14 protein-coding genes are annotated in these 14,971 nt (G+C 58.7%); 8 read left to right on the top strand and 6 right to left on the bottom strand.

Going from position 1 to position 14,971, the window contains the following annotated elements; translation table 11 throughout:
* Positions 1 to 186: 186 nt before the first annotated feature.
* Positions 187 to 1,005: a shikimate 5-dehydrogenase gene (locus ACIP1X_RS03580; RefSeq protein WP_400749413.1), complete on the bottom strand. Its 819-nt coding sequence runs from the start codon at positions 1,003 to 1,005 to the stop codon at positions 187 to 189.
* A gap of 257 nt (positions 1,006 to 1,262) precedes the next feature.
* Here ACIP1X_RS03580 and ACIP1X_RS03575 point away from each other — a divergent pair, with 257 nt between their 5' ends.
* The 3 genes from ACIP1X_RS03575 to ACIP1X_RS03565 all read left to right on the top strand — a co-directional run bounded on the left by ACIP1X_RS03575 (position 1,263) and on the right by ACIP1X_RS03565 (position 2,327).
* Positions 1,263 to 1,616, top strand: coding sequence for a hypothetical protein (locus ACIP1X_RS03575; protein WP_053121826.1), 354 nt, complete (start codon positions 1,263 to 1,265; stop codon positions 1,614 to 1,616).
* A gap of 230 nt (positions 1,617 to 1,846) precedes the next feature.
* Positions 1,847 to 2,041 carry a hypothetical protein gene (locus ACIP1X_RS03570; RefSeq protein WP_053121828.1) on the top strand — a complete coding sequence of 65 codons (195 nt, stop codon included), beginning with the start codon at positions 1,847 to 1,849 and terminating at the stop codon, positions 2,039 to 2,041.
* Positions 2,042 to 2,144: 103 nt separating this feature from the next.
* Positions 2,145 to 2,327: a hypothetical protein gene (locus tag ACIP1X_RS03565; protein ID WP_159815806.1), complete on the top strand. Its 183-nt coding sequence runs from the start codon at positions 2,145 to 2,147 to the stop codon at positions 2,325 to 2,327.
* Here the strand turns inward: ACIP1X_RS03565 and ACIP1X_RS03560 are convergent.
* Entirely contained in the window at positions 2,324 to 3,385 is a 1,062-nt protein-coding gene (locus tag ACIP1X_RS03560) for an AI-2E family transporter (RefSeq protein ID WP_159815807.1), read from the bottom strand. The two genes, ACIP1X_RS03565 and ACIP1X_RS03560, sit on opposite strands and share 4 nt — an antisense overlap.
* 205 nt (positions 3,386 to 3,590) lie before the next feature.
* Here ACIP1X_RS03560 and yegQ point away from each other — a divergent pair, with 205 nt between their 5' ends.
* Positions 3,591 to 4,928: a tRNA 5-hydroxyuridine modification protein YegQ gene (gene yegQ / locus ACIP1X_RS03555; RefSeq protein WP_400749410.1), complete on the top strand. Its 1,338-nt coding sequence runs from the start codon at positions 3,591 to 3,593 to the stop codon at positions 4,926 to 4,928.
* Positions 4,929 to 5,245: 317 nt separating this feature from the next.
* Here yegQ and ACIP1X_RS03550 read toward each other — a convergent pair whose 3' ends face one another.
* Positions 5,246 to 5,476 (bottom strand): hypothetical protein, encoded by a 231-nt coding sequence (locus tag ACIP1X_RS03550; RefSeq protein ID WP_053121836.1) that lies wholly within the window; start codon positions 5,474 to 5,476, stop codon positions 5,246 to 5,248.
* A 190-nt stretch (positions 5,477 to 5,666) separates the two neighbouring features.
* The gene (locus ACIP1X_RS03545; RefSeq protein ID WP_400749408.1) at positions 5,667 to 6,539 is read right to left on the bottom strand and encodes a LysR family transcriptional regulator; all 873 of its coding nucleotides are present in this window, start codon (positions 6,537 to 6,539) and stop codon (positions 5,667 to 5,669) included.
* Positions 6,540 to 6,711: 172 nt separating this feature from the next.
* Between ACIP1X_RS03545 and ampC the strand changes: the two genes are divergently transcribed.
* From ampC to ACIP1X_RS03530, 3 genes are all read left to right on the top strand, one after another.
* Positions 6,712 to 7,866, top strand: a complete 1,155-nt coding sequence (ampC, locus tag ACIP1X_RS03540) for a class C beta-lactamase (protein WP_400749430.1) — start codon at positions 6,712 to 6,714, stop codon at positions 7,864 to 7,866.
* Between the two features lie 419 nt (positions 7,867 to 8,285).
* The gene (locus ACIP1X_RS03535) at positions 8,286 to 8,909 is read left to right on the top strand and encodes a response regulator transcription factor (protein ID WP_159815634.1); all 624 of its coding nucleotides are present in this window, start codon (positions 8,286 to 8,288) and stop codon (positions 8,907 to 8,909) included.
* 3 nt (positions 8,910 to 8,912) lie between these two features.
* Positions 8,913 to 12,491, top strand: a complete 3,579-nt coding sequence (locus ACIP1X_RS03530; protein WP_400749406.1) for an ATP-binding protein — start codon at positions 8,913 to 8,915, stop codon at positions 12,489 to 12,491.
* Positions 12,492 to 12,606: 115 nt separating this feature from the next.
* On the opposite strand, the gene ACIP1X_RS03525 is transcribed toward ACIP1X_RS03530, so the two are convergent.
* Entirely contained in the window at positions 12,607 to 13,173 is a 567-nt protein-coding gene (locus ACIP1X_RS03525; protein ID WP_400749404.1) for a DUF4174 domain-containing protein, read from the bottom strand.
* A gap of 208 nt (positions 13,174 to 13,381) precedes the next feature.
* On the opposite strand from ACIP1X_RS03525, the gene ACIP1X_RS03520 reads away from it, so the two are divergent.
* Positions 13,382 to 13,852, top strand: coding sequence for a GNAT family N-acetyltransferase (locus tag ACIP1X_RS03520; RefSeq protein WP_159815637.1), 471 nt, complete (start codon positions 13,382 to 13,384; stop codon positions 13,850 to 13,852).
* A 314-nt stretch (positions 13,853 to 14,166) separates the two neighbouring features.
* Here the strand turns inward: ACIP1X_RS03520 and ACIP1X_RS03515 are convergent, their stop codons facing one another.
* The gene (locus tag ACIP1X_RS03515; RefSeq protein ID WP_053121848.1) at positions 14,167 to 14,952 is read right to left on the bottom strand and encodes a sulfite exporter TauE/SafE family protein; all 786 of its coding nucleotides are present in this window, start codon (positions 14,950 to 14,952) and stop codon (positions 14,167 to 14,169) included.
* Between the last annotated feature and the right edge of the window lie 19 nt (positions 14,953 to 14,971).

Raw genomic sequence — 14,971 nt, 5'->3', positions numbered from 1 at the left:
ATGGTTTTTATCTGTGTTTGCTGAGGAGGGAGTATAGGCAAACAGAAGCTGACACCGCGTCGCGGCATTCGCGAGCAAGCCCGCTCCCACAGGGGATCTTCAGTGAACACAGGATCCCGGCATGACGAGAATCAACTGTGGGAGCGGGCTTGCTCGCGAAGAGGCCAGCCCTGCCTCCCCCATCAATCAGCTACGCGCAAACGCCACCGCCGCCGCAAACTGCTCCTCATTCGGCCGTACTCCGGTGTACAGCACAAACTGCTCCAGCGCCTGAATCGCGATCACTTCCAGCCCGGTAATCACCCGCTTACCCTCCGCGCGGCCACGCACGATCAACGGCGTCTCCGACGGAATCGCCACCACATCAAACACCGTCTGCGCCGCTTTGATCACCTCAGCATCAAACGCCAGCTGCCCCGCCTCCGGCCCGCCGTCCATGCCCACCGGCGTCACGTTGATCAGCATCTTAGGCCGTTCATCGCCCAATTCTGCCTGCCAGCGATAACCGAGCGAGTCCGCCAGCGCACGTCCGGCACGTTCATTGCGGGCCACGATCAGACCGTTTTTGTATCCGCCATCGCGCAAGGCACTGGCCACCGCTTTGGCCATGCCGCCGCTGCCGCGCAGGGCGAATGTCGATTCTTTCGGCACGGCGTGGGTTTCCAGCAATTGCGCCACGGCGATGTAATCGGTGTTGTAAGCCTTGAGATGCCCGGCGGTGTTGACGATGGTGTTGATCGACTGGATCGCCGCCGCCGACGCATCCAGCTCATCGACCAGCGCAATGCAGGCTTCCTTGAACGGCATTGACACGCCGCAACCACGAATGCCCAACGCACGAATGCCGCCGACAGCGCCGGTCAGATCCTGGCTGCTGAACGCCTTGTAATAGAAATTCAGGCCCAACTGCTCATATAAGTGGTTGTGAAACCGCAGACCGAAGTTGCCGGGGCGCCCGGACAGGGACATGCACAGTTGGGTGTCTTTGTTCGGGTTCATCTGCATGAAACTTCTCCTTCTAAACGCACTTTCGGATGGACGGGATTAGCCATTCCATCGGGTCTGTTCGATCATATCGACGTGTCTGCACAGGCTTCGCCACAAGGGTCGAATGCCCGGTAAAGAAACCGGTACAGACCTTACACAAAATTTACCTGGCGGCTGTGCTGAATTTCAGAATTTCGCTGTCTTAGAAGTATCCCCGTGACGTTCATGAGCCTATTGCAGGCCTGGACGACGGGTTGAAGAACCGAGGAATTATCATGATTCGTAAACTCCCCATAGTGGCCCTGTTGATCGGTGCTTTTGCTGTTACGGGGCAAGCGCAAGCCCACGGTGGCAATTACTGGCAAGGCCCTGCGGTGTTTGGCGCAATCGTTGGCTCGGCCATCATTGGCTCGGCGCTTATCAACCAGAACCGTCCGGTGTACGTGCAACAAGCGCCGGTGTATGCCGCACCGCCTCCGGTGTATGTGCAACAACCGCCGCCACCGGTCTACTACCAACCGGCGCCGGTTTACGTGCAACAACCGGTTTACGTGCCGGCCCCGGTGTATTACGGGCCACCACGCGGTTATTACGGCCGGCCGTATCCTCCGCATTACGGTCGCTGGTAAACCAGAGCCCCGCTATTCAAGCGGGGCTTTTTTTTGACCGTTTGTCGGCCATCGTCTGAAAAAATCTCGTCAAGGTCGCTGTGAGGACAGTTTCAAAGGCTAAAGTCGTCATGATCAATCAGGAATCGTTGAGGCTGAACACACAACGGTCATCTTTTTGTCATGACGGAGACGGAACCGCAAGCTGAATCCGTCCGTAAACAACAGGTTGATAAAAACAAGGACGAGCCATGCCAACACAGAACCCCCACCGCATTGTCGGTTTATGCACCTCGGGCAAGGTGTACAACACCCTCACCGAACTCAAGCACCTGGAAGGTCACCGCTGCGCCAAGTTTCTCTCGTTATTGGCAGAGAATCTGGTGCACAAGGGCCTGCTCAACGAGCGCGAAGTCATGCACATGCTCGATCAAGTGGTGGACTGACGCCAAACCTCATTGGCGTCAATGACCACTATCGAAAACGTTGATTGTCCGTTAAACCGTCGAGTCCCTAAGGTAGCTCCATAGATCACTGGAGGTACTTGTCATGGCTCAGGTTCAAATCATGTCCGTTATCGGCAGCGCCGTTCCCGCCTCGCTCAGAGCGTCGGGTTTGCTCGCCTGCTGGTACCTGATGCGCAACGGCGAACCGATCAGCGGCCCGCTCGCTTCATTGCCAGCCGCTCAGGCGCAGGCAGAGAAAATCGCCAGCGCGCCGTTCCACGCTTAAGGCAGCTGAACTTTCGGCTTGGTCTCAATGAACAGCGCCCAGCTCGACATGAACAGCGCAGCGATCAACGGACCGATCACGAAACCATTGAGGCCAAACACGGCCAGACCGCCCAGGGTCGAGATCAGAATCATGTAATCGGGCATGCGTGTGTCCTTGCCGACCAGAATCGGTCGCAACACGTTATCCACCAGACCGATCACAAACACCCCGAACAACCCCAGCACCACGCCTTGCCAGATCATCCCGCTGAGCAGGAAATACACCGCCACTGGCGCCCAGACAATCCCCGCGCCCACCGCCGGCAACAGCGACAGAAACGCCATCAACACCGCCCACAGCAACGCACTGGGGATATCGAGAAACCAGAAAATCGCCCCGCCCAACGCGCCCTGCGTGATCGCCACGACCAGGTTGCCCTTCACCGTCGCCCGCACCACGCGGTTGAATTTCAGCTGCAAGCGACGTTTGTGGTTTTCCTCCAGCGGCACGGCGATGCGCACTTTGCGCACCAGTTCGGCACCGTCACGCAGGAAAAAGAACAGCAAGTACAGCATGATGAAAAAACTCACCACGAACTCGAACGTGCCCTGGCCAAAACTGAAGGCCTGACTGGCCAGTACCTGGCTGCCCTGCATCGCCGCTTTGACGATTTTCTCGCGCAAACCGTTGAGCTCGCCCATGCCGAAGCGATCGAGCAAATGTTGAAAGTACGGCGGCAGACTGTGTTTGAACTGCGCCAGATACGCCGCGATATCCAACTCGCCACTTTCGATGTTTTTGTAGACCGTCGCGCCTTCCTGCACCAGCAACACGCTGAGAATGATCACCGGCAAAATTGCGATCACCAGACAGATGCTCAGCGTACACAGCGACGTGAAGTTGCGCTGCCAGCCGAATTTTGCCTGTATGCGGCGCTGCATCGGCGCAAACAGAATCCCGAGAATCACCGCCCAGAACACCGCGCCGTAAAACGGCAACAGAATCCAGATAAAGGCCACGGTGACCAACAGCAGCAGCACTGTCAGCGATTTGAATTGAAGACTTTTTGCGTTCATGTCCGGTCCATGTCAGTCAGGCGCCATGCACGCCCCGATGCTTAGTCAGCCGGCGCGCGCGCGAGTGCCATCTTTATTTATTGAGCATAGTTGCGGATTGCGCCTGAGTGCCGGCCGCGCAAACGTAGACGTAGACGTAGACGTAGATCAATAACCCGCACCGACGTCTGCACTAACCTGCCGGGCTTTTGCGACCGACTCCACCATGACGCCTACCCTGCCCCTCGCCGCGCCCGAGTTGCTGGCTCCCGCCGGCACCCTGAAAAACATGCGTTACGCCTTCGCCTACGGTGCCGATGCGGTGTATGCCGGCCAGCCGCGTTACAGCCTGCGCGTGCGCAACAACGAATTCGATCACGCCAATCTGGCGCTGGGCATTCAAGAGGCGCAGGCGCAGGGCAAGCGCTTCTATGTGGTGGTCAACATCGCGCCCCACAACGCCAAACTGAAAACCTTCCTCAAGGATCTGGCGCCGGTGATCGAGATGGCGCCGGATGCGCTGATCATGTCCGACCCGGGGCTGATCATGCTGGTGCGTCGGCACTTCCCACAGATGCCGATTCACCTGTCGGTGCAGGCCAACACGGTGAACTGGGCGAGCGTGGAGTTCTGGCAGCAGCAGGGGCTGAGCCGGATCATTCTGTCGCGGGAATTGTCGCTGGAAGAGATCGGCGAGATTCGCCAGCAAGTGCCGGACATGGAGCTGGAGGTTTTCGTCCACGGCGCGTTGTGCATGGCTTATTCCGGGCGCTGTTTGTTGTCGGGCTATATGAATAAGCGCGACGCCAATCAGGGATCCTGCACCAACGCCTGCCGCTGGAAATACTCGGCGCAGCAAGCCACGGAAAATCAGCTCGGCGAGATCGTGCAGACCTTTGAGCCCGAGCCCACCCTTGGTATTGGCGCGCCTACCGATCAGGTATTTCTGTTGCAGGAGGCCAATCGCCCGGATGAGTTGATGCCGGCGTTCGAGGATGAGCACGGCACGTACATCATGAACGCCAAGGATCTGCGCGCGGTGCAGCATGTCGAACGGCTGACGCGCATGGGCGTGCATTCGCTGAAGATCGAGGGTCGGACGAAATCGCACTTCTATTGCGCGCGCACCACGCAGGTGTACCGACGGGCAATTGATGATGCGGTGGCCGGGCGCGAGTTCGATCGCAGCTTGATGACGGATCTGGAGTCACTGGCCCAGCGCGGTTATACCGAAGGTTTTCTGCGCCGGCATGTGCATGACGAGTATCAGAATTATCTGCACGGCAGCTCGGTGTCGGAGCGTCAGCAGTTTGTCGGTGAACTGACCGGGGAGCGGCGTGATCGGCTGGCTGAGGTCAAGGTGAAGAACCGTTTTGCGGTCGGTGATCATCTGGAATTGATGACGCCCAAGGGCAACTTTCATTTTGATCTGCATGAGTTGCACAACGCTCAGGGCGGCGCGATCGAGGTGGCGCCGGGGGATGGGCACACGGTGTATTTGCCGATTCCGGATGCGGTGGATTTGCGCTTTGGCTTGTTGATGCGGGATTTGGCGGTGGCCTGAAAAAGCGGCCCTCACCCTAGCCCTCTCCCAGAGGTAGAGGGGACTGATTGGGGGATATTGGGGAGGTACACCGACGTGGGATTCCTTTGCTGAATCCGAAATTGACTGGTTTTTTTCTGCTTTGCTGAATCCATAATCGACTCGATGCTTCAGGTCGATGTTTGACGCCAGACACCTCGGTCGGCCCCCTCTACCTCCGGGAGAGGGCTGGGGTGAGGGAAGCCGCCTTCGCGAGCAAGCCCGCTCCCACATTTGGAATGCATTCTCCTGTGGGAGCGGGCTTGCTCGCGAAGAGGCCCGGACAAACACCGCATCAACTAGCGTCGATCATCCGACAACGGCGTTGGCTCATCCGCTGGCGGCACATCGTCGTCGGCAGCCGGATCCTTCCAGTCGTCAGGCCGGTCGCCATCGCTCAGCGGATCGCGCCCTGGTGGCATGCCCATCGGTGAATCATGATCTCCGAGTGTCGGCTCATCGGTACCGGGCACCGGTTGGGTTGGATCGGTTGGAAGTACACCACCCTGAAACAGCAGATCGTTAGCCATGACACACCTCACCAAGGAGGCCCGGAAGATCCGGGTCGTACAGGTTGGAAGCGCTGCCGGGCGGCGGGTGCTATCGAACAGACCAACGGCGCAAACCATGACCTGTAGGAGCAAAGCTTGCTCGCGAAAGCGTCCTGGCAGACGACATCATGATTGAATCCGCTGCCGTCTTCGCGAGCAAGCTTTGCTCCTACAAGGAAGCGTTCTGCAGCCATGATTTGAAGGCTTCCATCGCCGCCGTTTCCGGGCGTGACTGCAAACGCGTCAGCCAATAACTGCCGGTGGTGATTTCAATCGCGAACGGCTGACAAATCGTCTCCGCCGCCAGTTGCCGGGCGAACATCAGCGGTGGCGCCAATGCCACTCCACTGCCCTGCAACGCCGCTTCCATCATCGCCAGCGACGAGTCGAACACGATGCTCTGCGGCGGTGCTGCGTGGGTGGCCATGCCGGCCGCGTGAAACCATTCCGGCCATTCATCGGTGCGATAGGAACGCAACAACGTCTGCTGCAACAAATCCGCAGGCGCATGCAATTGCCGGGCGATTTCCGGCACGCACAACACCGACAGCGGCGCGTCGAGCAAGCGTGTCGCCTCGATGCCATGCCACGCTCCCGCGCCAAACCGGATCGCGTAATCCAGCCCCTCCGCCGCGACATCCACGCGATTGTTGTTAGTCGACAGCCGTAAATCTATAAGCGGATGTTTCGCCCGGAAGTCCGCCAGCCTCGGCAACAGCCAGCCCACGGCGAACGTGCCGACCGCGCCCACGGTCAACATTTCGCGGTACTGGCCGTCGGCGAGGCGTTCAAGAATTTGCGCGATGTGATCAAACGACGTGCTCAAGACCGGCAACAGCGTTTCGCCCTCGCCGGTCAGCATCAGCCCACGGGGCAGGCGTTTGAACAGAGTTACGTTGAGTTGCGCCTCAAGGCTTTTGACCTGATGGCTGACGGCAGCCTGGGTCACGCACAACTCCACCGCCGCGCGAGTGAAGCTCAGATGGCGCGCTGAAGCTTCGAATGCGCGCAGTGCGTTCAGCGGCAATTGCGGTCGAATCATGCCCAGTCCCAAATTTTTCTAATGGCTCATGCGAGATTTCCTCGTTTGTCGATTGGCGCCGGACTGCCTAAATTGGCGGCGCTGATCAGCCGCCCTACCGGGAAATCGACCGCAGTGTAGCGGGATAGAATAATCAACACTCATGGAGAGTGGTTCACTTATGCGTTCAATCATGCCGAGCAAACTCTTTTCCTACAGCGTTTTCGGACTGTTCTTCAGTACTACCGCCTGTTCGGCCGCCTCGCCCACCGATGAGCAACTTCAAGCATTGGTCAACGGGGTCGTCACACCGGTAATGCAGCAGCAGAATATTCCTGGTCTGGCTGTCGCACTGACGATCAATGGCAAACCGCATTACTTTAACTACGGCGTTGCCAATAAAAACAGCGGACTGAAGGTCAACGAAAACACCCTGTTTGAAATCGGTTCGCTGAGCAAAACCTTCACTGCGACGCTGGCGGGTTACGCTCAAGCCAGCGGTAAACTTGAGCTGAACAACAACGCCAGCCAACTCCTGTCCGACCTGCGCGGCAGTGCGTTTGACCAGATCAGCCTGTTGCAATTGGGCACCTACACGGCGGGCGGCTTGCCGCTGCAGTTTCCCGCTGAGGCAGATTCGGCTGACAAAATGCTCGGCTATTTCCAACAGTGGAGACCGGTTTATCCGACCGGCAGTCAGCGCCAGTACTCCAACCCAAGCCTGGGGCTGTTCGGTTACCTGACAGCGAAAAGCCTGGGTCAGCCGTTTGATCAGGCCATGGGCGATATCCTGCTGCCGAAACTCGGCCTGAAACACACCTTTATCCATGTACCGGATACTCAGGCAAAGCGATACGCATCAGGTTACGACAAAGACAATCGACCGGTACGCGTTGGCCCAGGTGCGCTGGACTCAGAGGCTTACGGTTTGAAAAGCAGCGCCGCCGACATGTTGCGCTTTATCGACGCGAACCTGAAACCCGCACACTTCGAACATTCGATGCAAACGGCCATCGCCACGACGCACACCGGTTACTACACCGTTGGCGACATGACGCAGGGCCTGGGTTGGGAGCGTTACGCCTACCCGATCAGCCTCACTCGTCTGCAAGTGGGCAACTCGACGCCAATGGCCATGGAGCCGCACAAGGTGCAATGGTTGACTCCGGCGCAGCCCGAGCCGCAGAACGTGCTGTACAACAAAACCGGCGCAACCCGAGGTTTTGGTGCGTACGTGGCGTTCGTGCCATCGAAAGATGTCGGCATCGTCATCCTCGCGAACAAGAACTACCCGAACGCCGAGCGGGTGAAAATTGCGCACACGATCCTGAGTGCAATTACTCGATAAAGGCAGGCACCAAACCTGTGGCACTCCCTTTAGTGACACTGATCCCCTGTGACACTGATCCCTGGTGACACTAGCCCCTTGTGGCACTAGCCCCTTGTGACACTGATCCCCTGGTGACACTAATTCCCTGTGGCGAGGGGATTTATCCCCGTTGGGCGGCGCAGCGGCCCCATCCATACCCTGCATTTCTACTGACACACCGCATGCAATGGTTTTGCGACTGCTGCGCAGCCGAACGGGGCGGTGCGACGTTTCGCTGAATCCCCTCGCCACAGGAGGTTGGGGTAGCCCGTGACTACCCTCTTTTCTTGCATCCCCCCTCAAACCAAGTAGCATCGCGCTCTTTTTTCGCGGTCGCGCCCGCGCCGTGCTCTTCCCAGCGTGCGGGCTATGCTGAAACCGGGCTTGAGGACTGATCGATGAAAGTGCTGCTGGTCGATGATCACGCTGTGGTGCGCATGGCAATCGCGATGATTCTGGCGCGCGAGGGCCATGTCGTGGTGGCTGAATGCGACAACGGCGTCGATGCCTTGAGCAAAGCGTTCGAGCTGCAGCCCGATGCGATTGTGCTGGATCTGGACATTCCGCAACTCGACGGCATGGCGGTGATCGACCGTTTGCGCATCGGCGGCAGTACGGCGCACGTGCTGGTACACACCGGATTGAAAAGTATGGCCTACGCCACGCAATGCCTGCGCGCCGGGGCGGCGGGTTATCTGTCGAAGGGCGATGATCCGAGGGAGATTCTCACCGCACTGAAAGCCGTGGCCAATGGCGAACGCTGGTTTCCACCGGGGACGCTGGATTCGGTCAATCACAGTGAATACACCCAGGACGATGCCAAGCGCATCGACACCATCACCCGCCGCGAACTCAAAGTCTTGCACGGTCTGGCCCAAGGCAAGACCAACATGCAGATCGCCAACGACATGCTGCTGAGCAACAAAACCATCAGCACCTACAAGACTCGCCTGATGCAAAAACTCGACACCCACACGCTGCTTGATCTGGTCGAGTTCGCCAAACGCAATCATCTGGTCTGAGCGATGAACCGGTTCAGACAACTGCTCGCTGTTTTCTGCCTCGGCTGGCTGGCATTGAGCGCCCAGGCCGACACGCTGAGCCTGCTCAGCCGCGCGACCAGCAATCAACAAACCCTGCCCCTGAGCAGCACGCAACGGCATTTTTTGACGCAAAAAGCCGTGTTGCGCGCCGGGGTCTATCTGCCGGATCGCCCTCCGCTCGACATCACCGCCGACGGTGGTGAATACCAAGGTCTGTCCGCCGATTACCTCGACATCATCGCTCGCACTCTGGGCCTGCGGGTGCAGATCGAACGGTTCGCCAATCAGGCCGAAGCCCTCGCCGCCCTGCAACGTGGCGACATCGATGTGGTGCCACGCATCAATCATCTGGAAAACCAGTACAGCGAACTGCGCATGAGTGCGGCGTATGCGTACGATCAAGCGGTGCTGGTCAGCCGCTTCGGCACTCACTGGGCGAACAATCAACTGCCCAAGGACACCACCGTTCTGTTCGATTCGGACTGGATGATTCCGGGTCGCGTTGCCGCACTGTTTCCTGATCATGCCCGCGAGGCGGTGGAGTCGACACCGTACGGCCTGGGTCTAGTGGCCTACGGCGAAAACAAGGTGCTGCTGACCGATGCGATCTCCGCGCAATACCTGCTCGAACGCAGTTACCAGCAGAGCCTCAAACAGACCATTCAGCGCGATTCCGAAGGCCTGGGTTTCAGCTTCGCCATGCAGCGCGAAGACGCGCAGTTGCTCAATCTGTTCAATAACGTTCTGGCAAAAATCTCCCCGGCGGAACGCGCGCAAATCGCCCGGCGCTGGGGCATCGGTTCCAACCCGAAACTCGGTTACGGCCGTCTGCAACTGACGCCGGTCGAACAGCAGTGGATCAAGGATCATCCGATTGTCGAGGTGCTGGCCAACGACATGTATTCGCCGTTCAGCTTCTTCGATACCGAAGGCGAAATGCGCGGCATGTCCGCCGATTTGCTCGAGCTGATCAACGACCGCACGGGCCTCGCGTTTCAGCCAAAGAAAATCACTTCAATGGACGCCATGACCCGTCGTGCGCAACGCGATCCACCCAGCCTGATCGCGGCGCTGACTTACAGCGAGCGCCGGCACAAGGATCTGAAGTTCTCCCGCGCCTACGTGGTCAATCCGTTTGTACTGGTTACACGGGTCAAGCCCAACCGTGAGGGCATGAGCGGTCTGAAAGGCCGGGCCGTGGCGATCATCAAGGGCTCGGAAGCCGCGCATTGGCTGGCGCGGGAATGGCCGGAGTTGCGCGCAGTCGAAGTCGATACGTCGATCGAGACTTACGAACTGCTCGCCGAAGGACAGGTCGAGGGCGTGATTCAGCCGCAGATGGGCGCGGCCTATCTGATCGATCGCTACTTTCGTGGACGCCTGCAAATCGACTCAGTGCTCGGCACACAACCGGCGTTGATCACCTTCGCCACCGGCAAACACAACGCCACGCTGATTTCGATCCTCGACAAAGCCATGCTCGACATCGCCCCCGGCGAGTTCAGCGATTTGGCCAATCGCTGGCAAAACCCACAGAACGGTGAAGACGGCTGGAGCACTTACAAGCGCTGGATTCTGCGGGCGGCGATGGTTTTGGTGGCCGTTTTGCTCGGTTTCATCGCGTGGAACCTCGGCCTGCGCCGGCAAATCGCCGAGCGGCTCAAAGCGCAAAAAGCCTTGAGCGATCAGTTGCTGTTTATGAAGGCGTTGGTCGATGGCACGCCGCACCCGATTTACGTGCGCGACCGCAAAGGCCTGCTGCTCACTTGCAACCGCGCCTATTTGCAGGTGATGGGCGTGGAGCTTGAGCAGGTGCTGCACAAAGGCCTGATCGAGGCCAACGTGCTGCCGCTGGATAACGCCCACAACTACAAACGCATCCACCGCGCCACCCTGGAAAGCGGCGAGCCGTCGTTCGACAATTTCCCGCTCTCGGTCAAGGGCCACACCTTCCACATCTACCACTGGGCCCTGCCCTACCGCGACTCCGACGGCAAAATGACCGGTGTGATTGGCGGCTGGATCGACCTGACCGAACAACAGCATCTGCAACACGCACTGTTGGCCGCCAAGCACCAGGCCGAGGCGGCGAACCGTGGCAAAAGCCATTTTCTGGCGGTGATGAGCCACGAGATCCGCACGCCGATGAGCGCGTTGATCGGCGTGCTCGAACTGCTGCGCAATCGTCATCCCGAGCGCACCGGCGATGGCGAGTTGATCGACATCGCGCAGAAGTCCGCCGGCGGCATGATGGAGCTGATCGGCGAGATTCTCGACCTGACCAAACTTGAAGCCGGCCAGTTCGAATTGCGCAGCAGCCGCTGCTATCCCGAGCGTCTGGCGCGCACCGTGGTGCAGGCGTTCGCCAGCCTCGCGCAGCAGAAAAACATCGAACTGACGGTGATCACCGACGATGCCGATCAAGCGGTGGAACTGGATTCGCTGCGCTTTCGGCAGATTCTTTCCAACCTGCTGAGCAACGCGATCAAGTTCACCGCCCAAGGCAAGGTCAGCGTCGAGTTGAGCCTGCTAACTCATGGCGATCTGGTGCAATTGCGCCTGGCGGTGCGCGACAGTGGCATCGGCATGGACGAGCCACAGCGCCAGCGCCTGTTTCAGCCGTACACCCAGTTCGCTGACGGCCATAGCGAAACACAGATTGGCACCGGGCTGGGGTTGTCGATCTGTCAGCAATTGACCGAGTTGATGGGTGGGCAACTGACCTGCGAAAGCGAGCCGGGGCTCGGCTCGTGCTTTACCCTCAACCTGAGCACCCGCTTGCACACCGAGACACAAACCCTGCCGACGACGCCGACTGAAGATCTGCCACCGCTGCCGTCGCGGCATGTGCTGATTGTCGAGGATCACGAATTCAATCGGGTGGTGCTGCAGCGGCAACTGGAATCGCTGGGGATGCGCGTGGCCTGCGCCGAAAACGGTCTCGAAGGGTTGCGCCTGTGGAGCGAAGAATCCTTCGATTATCTGATCACCGACTGCAATATGCCGCTGCTCAATGGCGACAAAATGACCCGCCAGTTGCGCGCCATCGAAGCCGCCGAGGGGCGCACGCCGACTCATGTGCTCGGTCTGACCGCCAATGCGCAGCCAGAGGAAACCCGCCGCTGTCTCGACGCGGGCATGAACGCCTGCCTGTTCAAACCGCTGACACGCAGTGCCCTGGAGCGTTATCTGCGTGAATCCGAACGTGAACGTCAGGCCAGTGCGGCGTGTTTTGATCCGTCCAAGGTCAGCGACATTACCGCTGGCGATCCGGGGCTGACCCGGCAATTGCTGGAGACGGTGTTACGCACCAATCAGCAGGATGTCGAGGCGATGGAATTGTTGTTTGAAGCGGGGGATTTTGCGGGCATGGCGCGGCGTTGCCACAAGATTCTGGGGAGCGCGCGGATTATTCATGCGACGCCGTTGATTGCGGCGTGTGAGCAACTGGAGGTGGCGTGCAAGTCGAGCACGACTCAGCAGGAGGCGCATCGGTTGTATGAGGGGTTTGTGCAAGAGATGAAGCGATTGCAGACAGCATTACAAGAACACGCAGCTTAAAACTGTAGGAGTGAGCCTGCTCGCGATAGCGGTGTATCAGTCAACACATGTATCAACTGACATGCCGCTATCGCGAGCAGGCTCACTCCTACAGGGAGATTTGCGTTGACTTCAGTTAGTCATCCGGCATTTCCGGTGGTTTGGTGGGTTTTGCAGGTTTGCTTGCTTTGGTGCCTTTTGCGCCCTTTGCGGCCGGTTCTGCGGCTGCCGGTGTGGTTGCAACGGACGGTGGCGCGATGTCTTTCTCGGTCGCCGGCAAGGCATCAATGGTGTCGAAGATTTTCTTCAAATCCACCGCTTTCGCTTCATCCCCCGACGCCGACAGTTTGGTCTCGCCGTCCTTGCCCACCAGGAACACTTTCGGATACGCGCCGGCACCCAGCTTCAGCGAGCGCAGCAGCGCCATGGTGTCCTGCTGGCCGAGGTCTTTGCCGTCGAGTTGGCCGGACATGTTGAGGATGGTGTAAACCTTGATATTGCGATCGGCGACGCCTTTTTTGTTGGCGGGATCTTCCAGCGACTTTTTCAGGCCGACCCACACGGGGTCAACGGTGCTTTGTGCGATCACGATCAGCGGTCGGGCGCGGCCCATGTCGCCGGCAATCGGCGAATCGTTGTCAGCGGCGAACAGAGGGCCGGCAATCGCCAGCAAGAGTGTCAGGGTCAGTGACCTGATGAGCATGCGCATCTCCTTTTAATATCCACGCTCTAATGATTGCGCATCGTGGCGATTGTTCCGGGGCTATCTGGCAAATAGGTGTCGCCTTGTCAGAAGCTTAGGTCAGGGCCGACATTGCGCAACATCGCAGACACGATCGCAAGGCAGATTTGATTACCTTTTATGACCGCATTAGGGTGATGGATCAACCACCGAAATGGAGTTCACCCGCATGCACATTGATTACCTGTGCGATCACCCCGAATTGATTGAAGAACTGGCCACGCTCAACTTCGAGGAATGGGGTAAATATCGCCCCGAAGATACCTTGGAGGCGCGTACACAACGCATGCGTGCAGCTTGCGGCAAAGGCGCGATCCCCAGCGTTGTGGTGGCACTCGAAGGTTCGCGCTTGCTCGGCGGCGCACTGCTGATTGAAAACGATCTTAAACTGCGCCCGAACCTGACGCCCTGGCTGGCCGGGGTTTATGTGAAAGCTGAAGAACGCGGACGCGGGGTTGCTTCGCAACTGGTTAACCGTGTGGTTGCAGAAGCGGCGGCGCTGGGGGTGAAGGAGTTGTATCTGTACACCGATGCCGCGCAATCGCTGTATGCACGGTTGGGATGGGAGGTGATTGAGGAAATGGTGTACGAGGAATTGCCGGTGACGGTGATGAAATACACCATTCAAAACCCGTCATAAAAACCTGTAGGAGCTGCCGAAGGCTGCGATCTTTTGATCTTTTTTTTAGGATCAAGATCAAAAGATCGCAGCCTTCGGCAGCTCCTACAAAGGGATATTCAGCAGCACAAAAACTTGTGGTTAGCGGGGTTTCTGTGGCGAGGGGATTTATCCCCGTTCGGCTGCGAAGCAGTCGTAAAACCAGCACATGCGGTGTATCAGCAAAAATGCGGGAGACCGAATGGGGCCGCTTCGCAGCCCAACGGGGATAAATCCCCTCGCCACAGGTAAGTGACTTTCACCACAATTTTGTTCCATTCGAAAAATCGGGTTGATCAGAACGCCAGCTTGTAGCCGATCAACACCAGCATCGTCGCCAGACACGGGCGCAGGACTTCGTCGGAAATGCGTCCGGTCAGGTGGCTGCCGAGCCAGATGCCCGGCAACGAGCCGATCAGCAGAAAGCCCAACACACCCCAATCCATATTGCCCATGCTCGCGTGACCGAGACCTGCAACCAGTGTCAGCGGAACGGCGTGGGCGATTTCGGTGCCGACCAGACGACGGGTTGGCAGCAGCGGGTAAAGAATGAACAGCGCCACGGTGCCGAGCGCACCCGCGCCAATCGAGGTCAGCGCGACCATGGTGCCGAGGATCAGACCGGTGATCACGGTCAACACGTTCAGGCGCGAACCGCTCGGGTTGTAGTTGCCGCCGGCGCGTTTGTGGGCGAATGCGAGCAGGCGTTTTTTGAAGAAGATCGCCAGCGCGGTGGCGAACAACACAAAGCCCAGGGCTTGTTTGATGATGGCGTTCATCGCATCCGGCGCGGTGTGCAGGGTGCTGAGGAACCACAAGGTCATCGCCACCGCCGGCACGCTGCCGAGGGTCAGCCAGCCGGTGATGGCCCAGTCAATGTTCTTGTTCTTTTTGTGCACCAGCACGCCGCTGGATTTGGTAATGGCGGCGTACAACAGGTCAGTGCCCACCGCCGTTGCCGGGTTGATGCCGAACCACAGCAGGATCGGCGTCATCAACGAACCGCCGCCGACACCGGTCATGCCGACGATAAACCCCACCACCAGCCCGGCAATCACCAGGCCGAAATTTGCCAATTCCATTAAACCGTCCACAAAAACG

The sequence above is a fragment of the Pseudomonas sp. NPDC088885 genome (assembly GCF_044750025.1).
GTDB lineage: Bacteria > Pseudomonadota > Gammaproteobacteria > Pseudomonadales > Pseudomonadaceae > Aquipseudomonas > Aquipseudomonas rustica.
This window is presented reverse-complemented; position numbering and strand designations above follow the sequence as displayed.

Coding starts and splice junctions, on each gene's coding strand:
- ACIP1X_RS03525 (WP_400749404.1), bottom strand. CDS start 13,173: ATGCTCATCAGGTCACTGACCCTGACACTCTTGCTGGCGATTGCCGGC.
- ACIP1X_RS03560 (WP_159815807.1), bottom strand. CDS start 3,385: ATGAACGCAAAAAGTCTTCAATTCAAATCGCTGACAGTGCTGCTGCTG.
- ACIP1X_RS03535 (WP_159815634.1), top strand. CDS start 8,286: ATGAAAGTGCTGCTGGTCGATGATCACGCTGTGGTGCGCATGGCAATC.
- ACIP1X_RS03570 (WP_053121828.1), top strand. CDS start 1,847: ATGCCAACACAGAACCCCCACCGCATTGTCGGTTTATGCACCTCGGGC.
- ampC (WP_400749430.1), top strand. CDS start 6,712: ATGCCGAGCAAACTCTTTTCCTACAGCGTTTTCGGACTGTTCTTCAGT.
- ACIP1X_RS03550 (WP_053121836.1), bottom strand. CDS start 5,476: ATGGCTAACGATCTGCTGTTTCAGGGTGGTGTACTTCCAACCGATCCA.
- ACIP1X_RS03520 (WP_159815637.1), top strand. CDS start 13,382: ATGCACATTGATTACCTGTGCGATCACCCCGAATTGATTGAAGAACTG.
- yegQ (WP_400749410.1), top strand. CDS start 3,591: ATGACGCCTACCCTGCCCCTCGCCGCGCCCGAGTTGCTGGCTCCCGCC.
- ACIP1X_RS03545 (WP_400749408.1), bottom strand. CDS start 6,539: ATGATTCGACCGCAATTGCCGCTGAACGCACTGCGCGCATTCGAAGCT.
- ACIP1X_RS03565 (WP_159815806.1), top strand. CDS start 2,145: ATGGCTCAGGTTCAAATCATGTCCGTTATCGGCAGCGCCGTTCCCGCC.
- ACIP1X_RS03580 (WP_400749413.1), bottom strand. CDS start 1,005: ATGCAGATGAACCCGAACAAAGACACCCAACTGTGCATGTCCCTGTCC.
- ACIP1X_RS03530 (WP_400749406.1), top strand. CDS start 8,913: ATGAACCGGTTCAGACAACTGCTCGCTGTTTTCTGCCTCGGCTGGCTG.
- ACIP1X_RS03575 (WP_053121826.1), top strand. CDS start 1,263: ATGATTCGTAAACTCCCCATAGTGGCCCTGTTGATCGGTGCTTTTGCT.
- ACIP1X_RS03515 (WP_053121848.1), bottom strand. CDS start 14,952: ATGGAATTGGCAAATTTCGGCCTGGTGATTGCCGGGCTGGTGGTGGGG.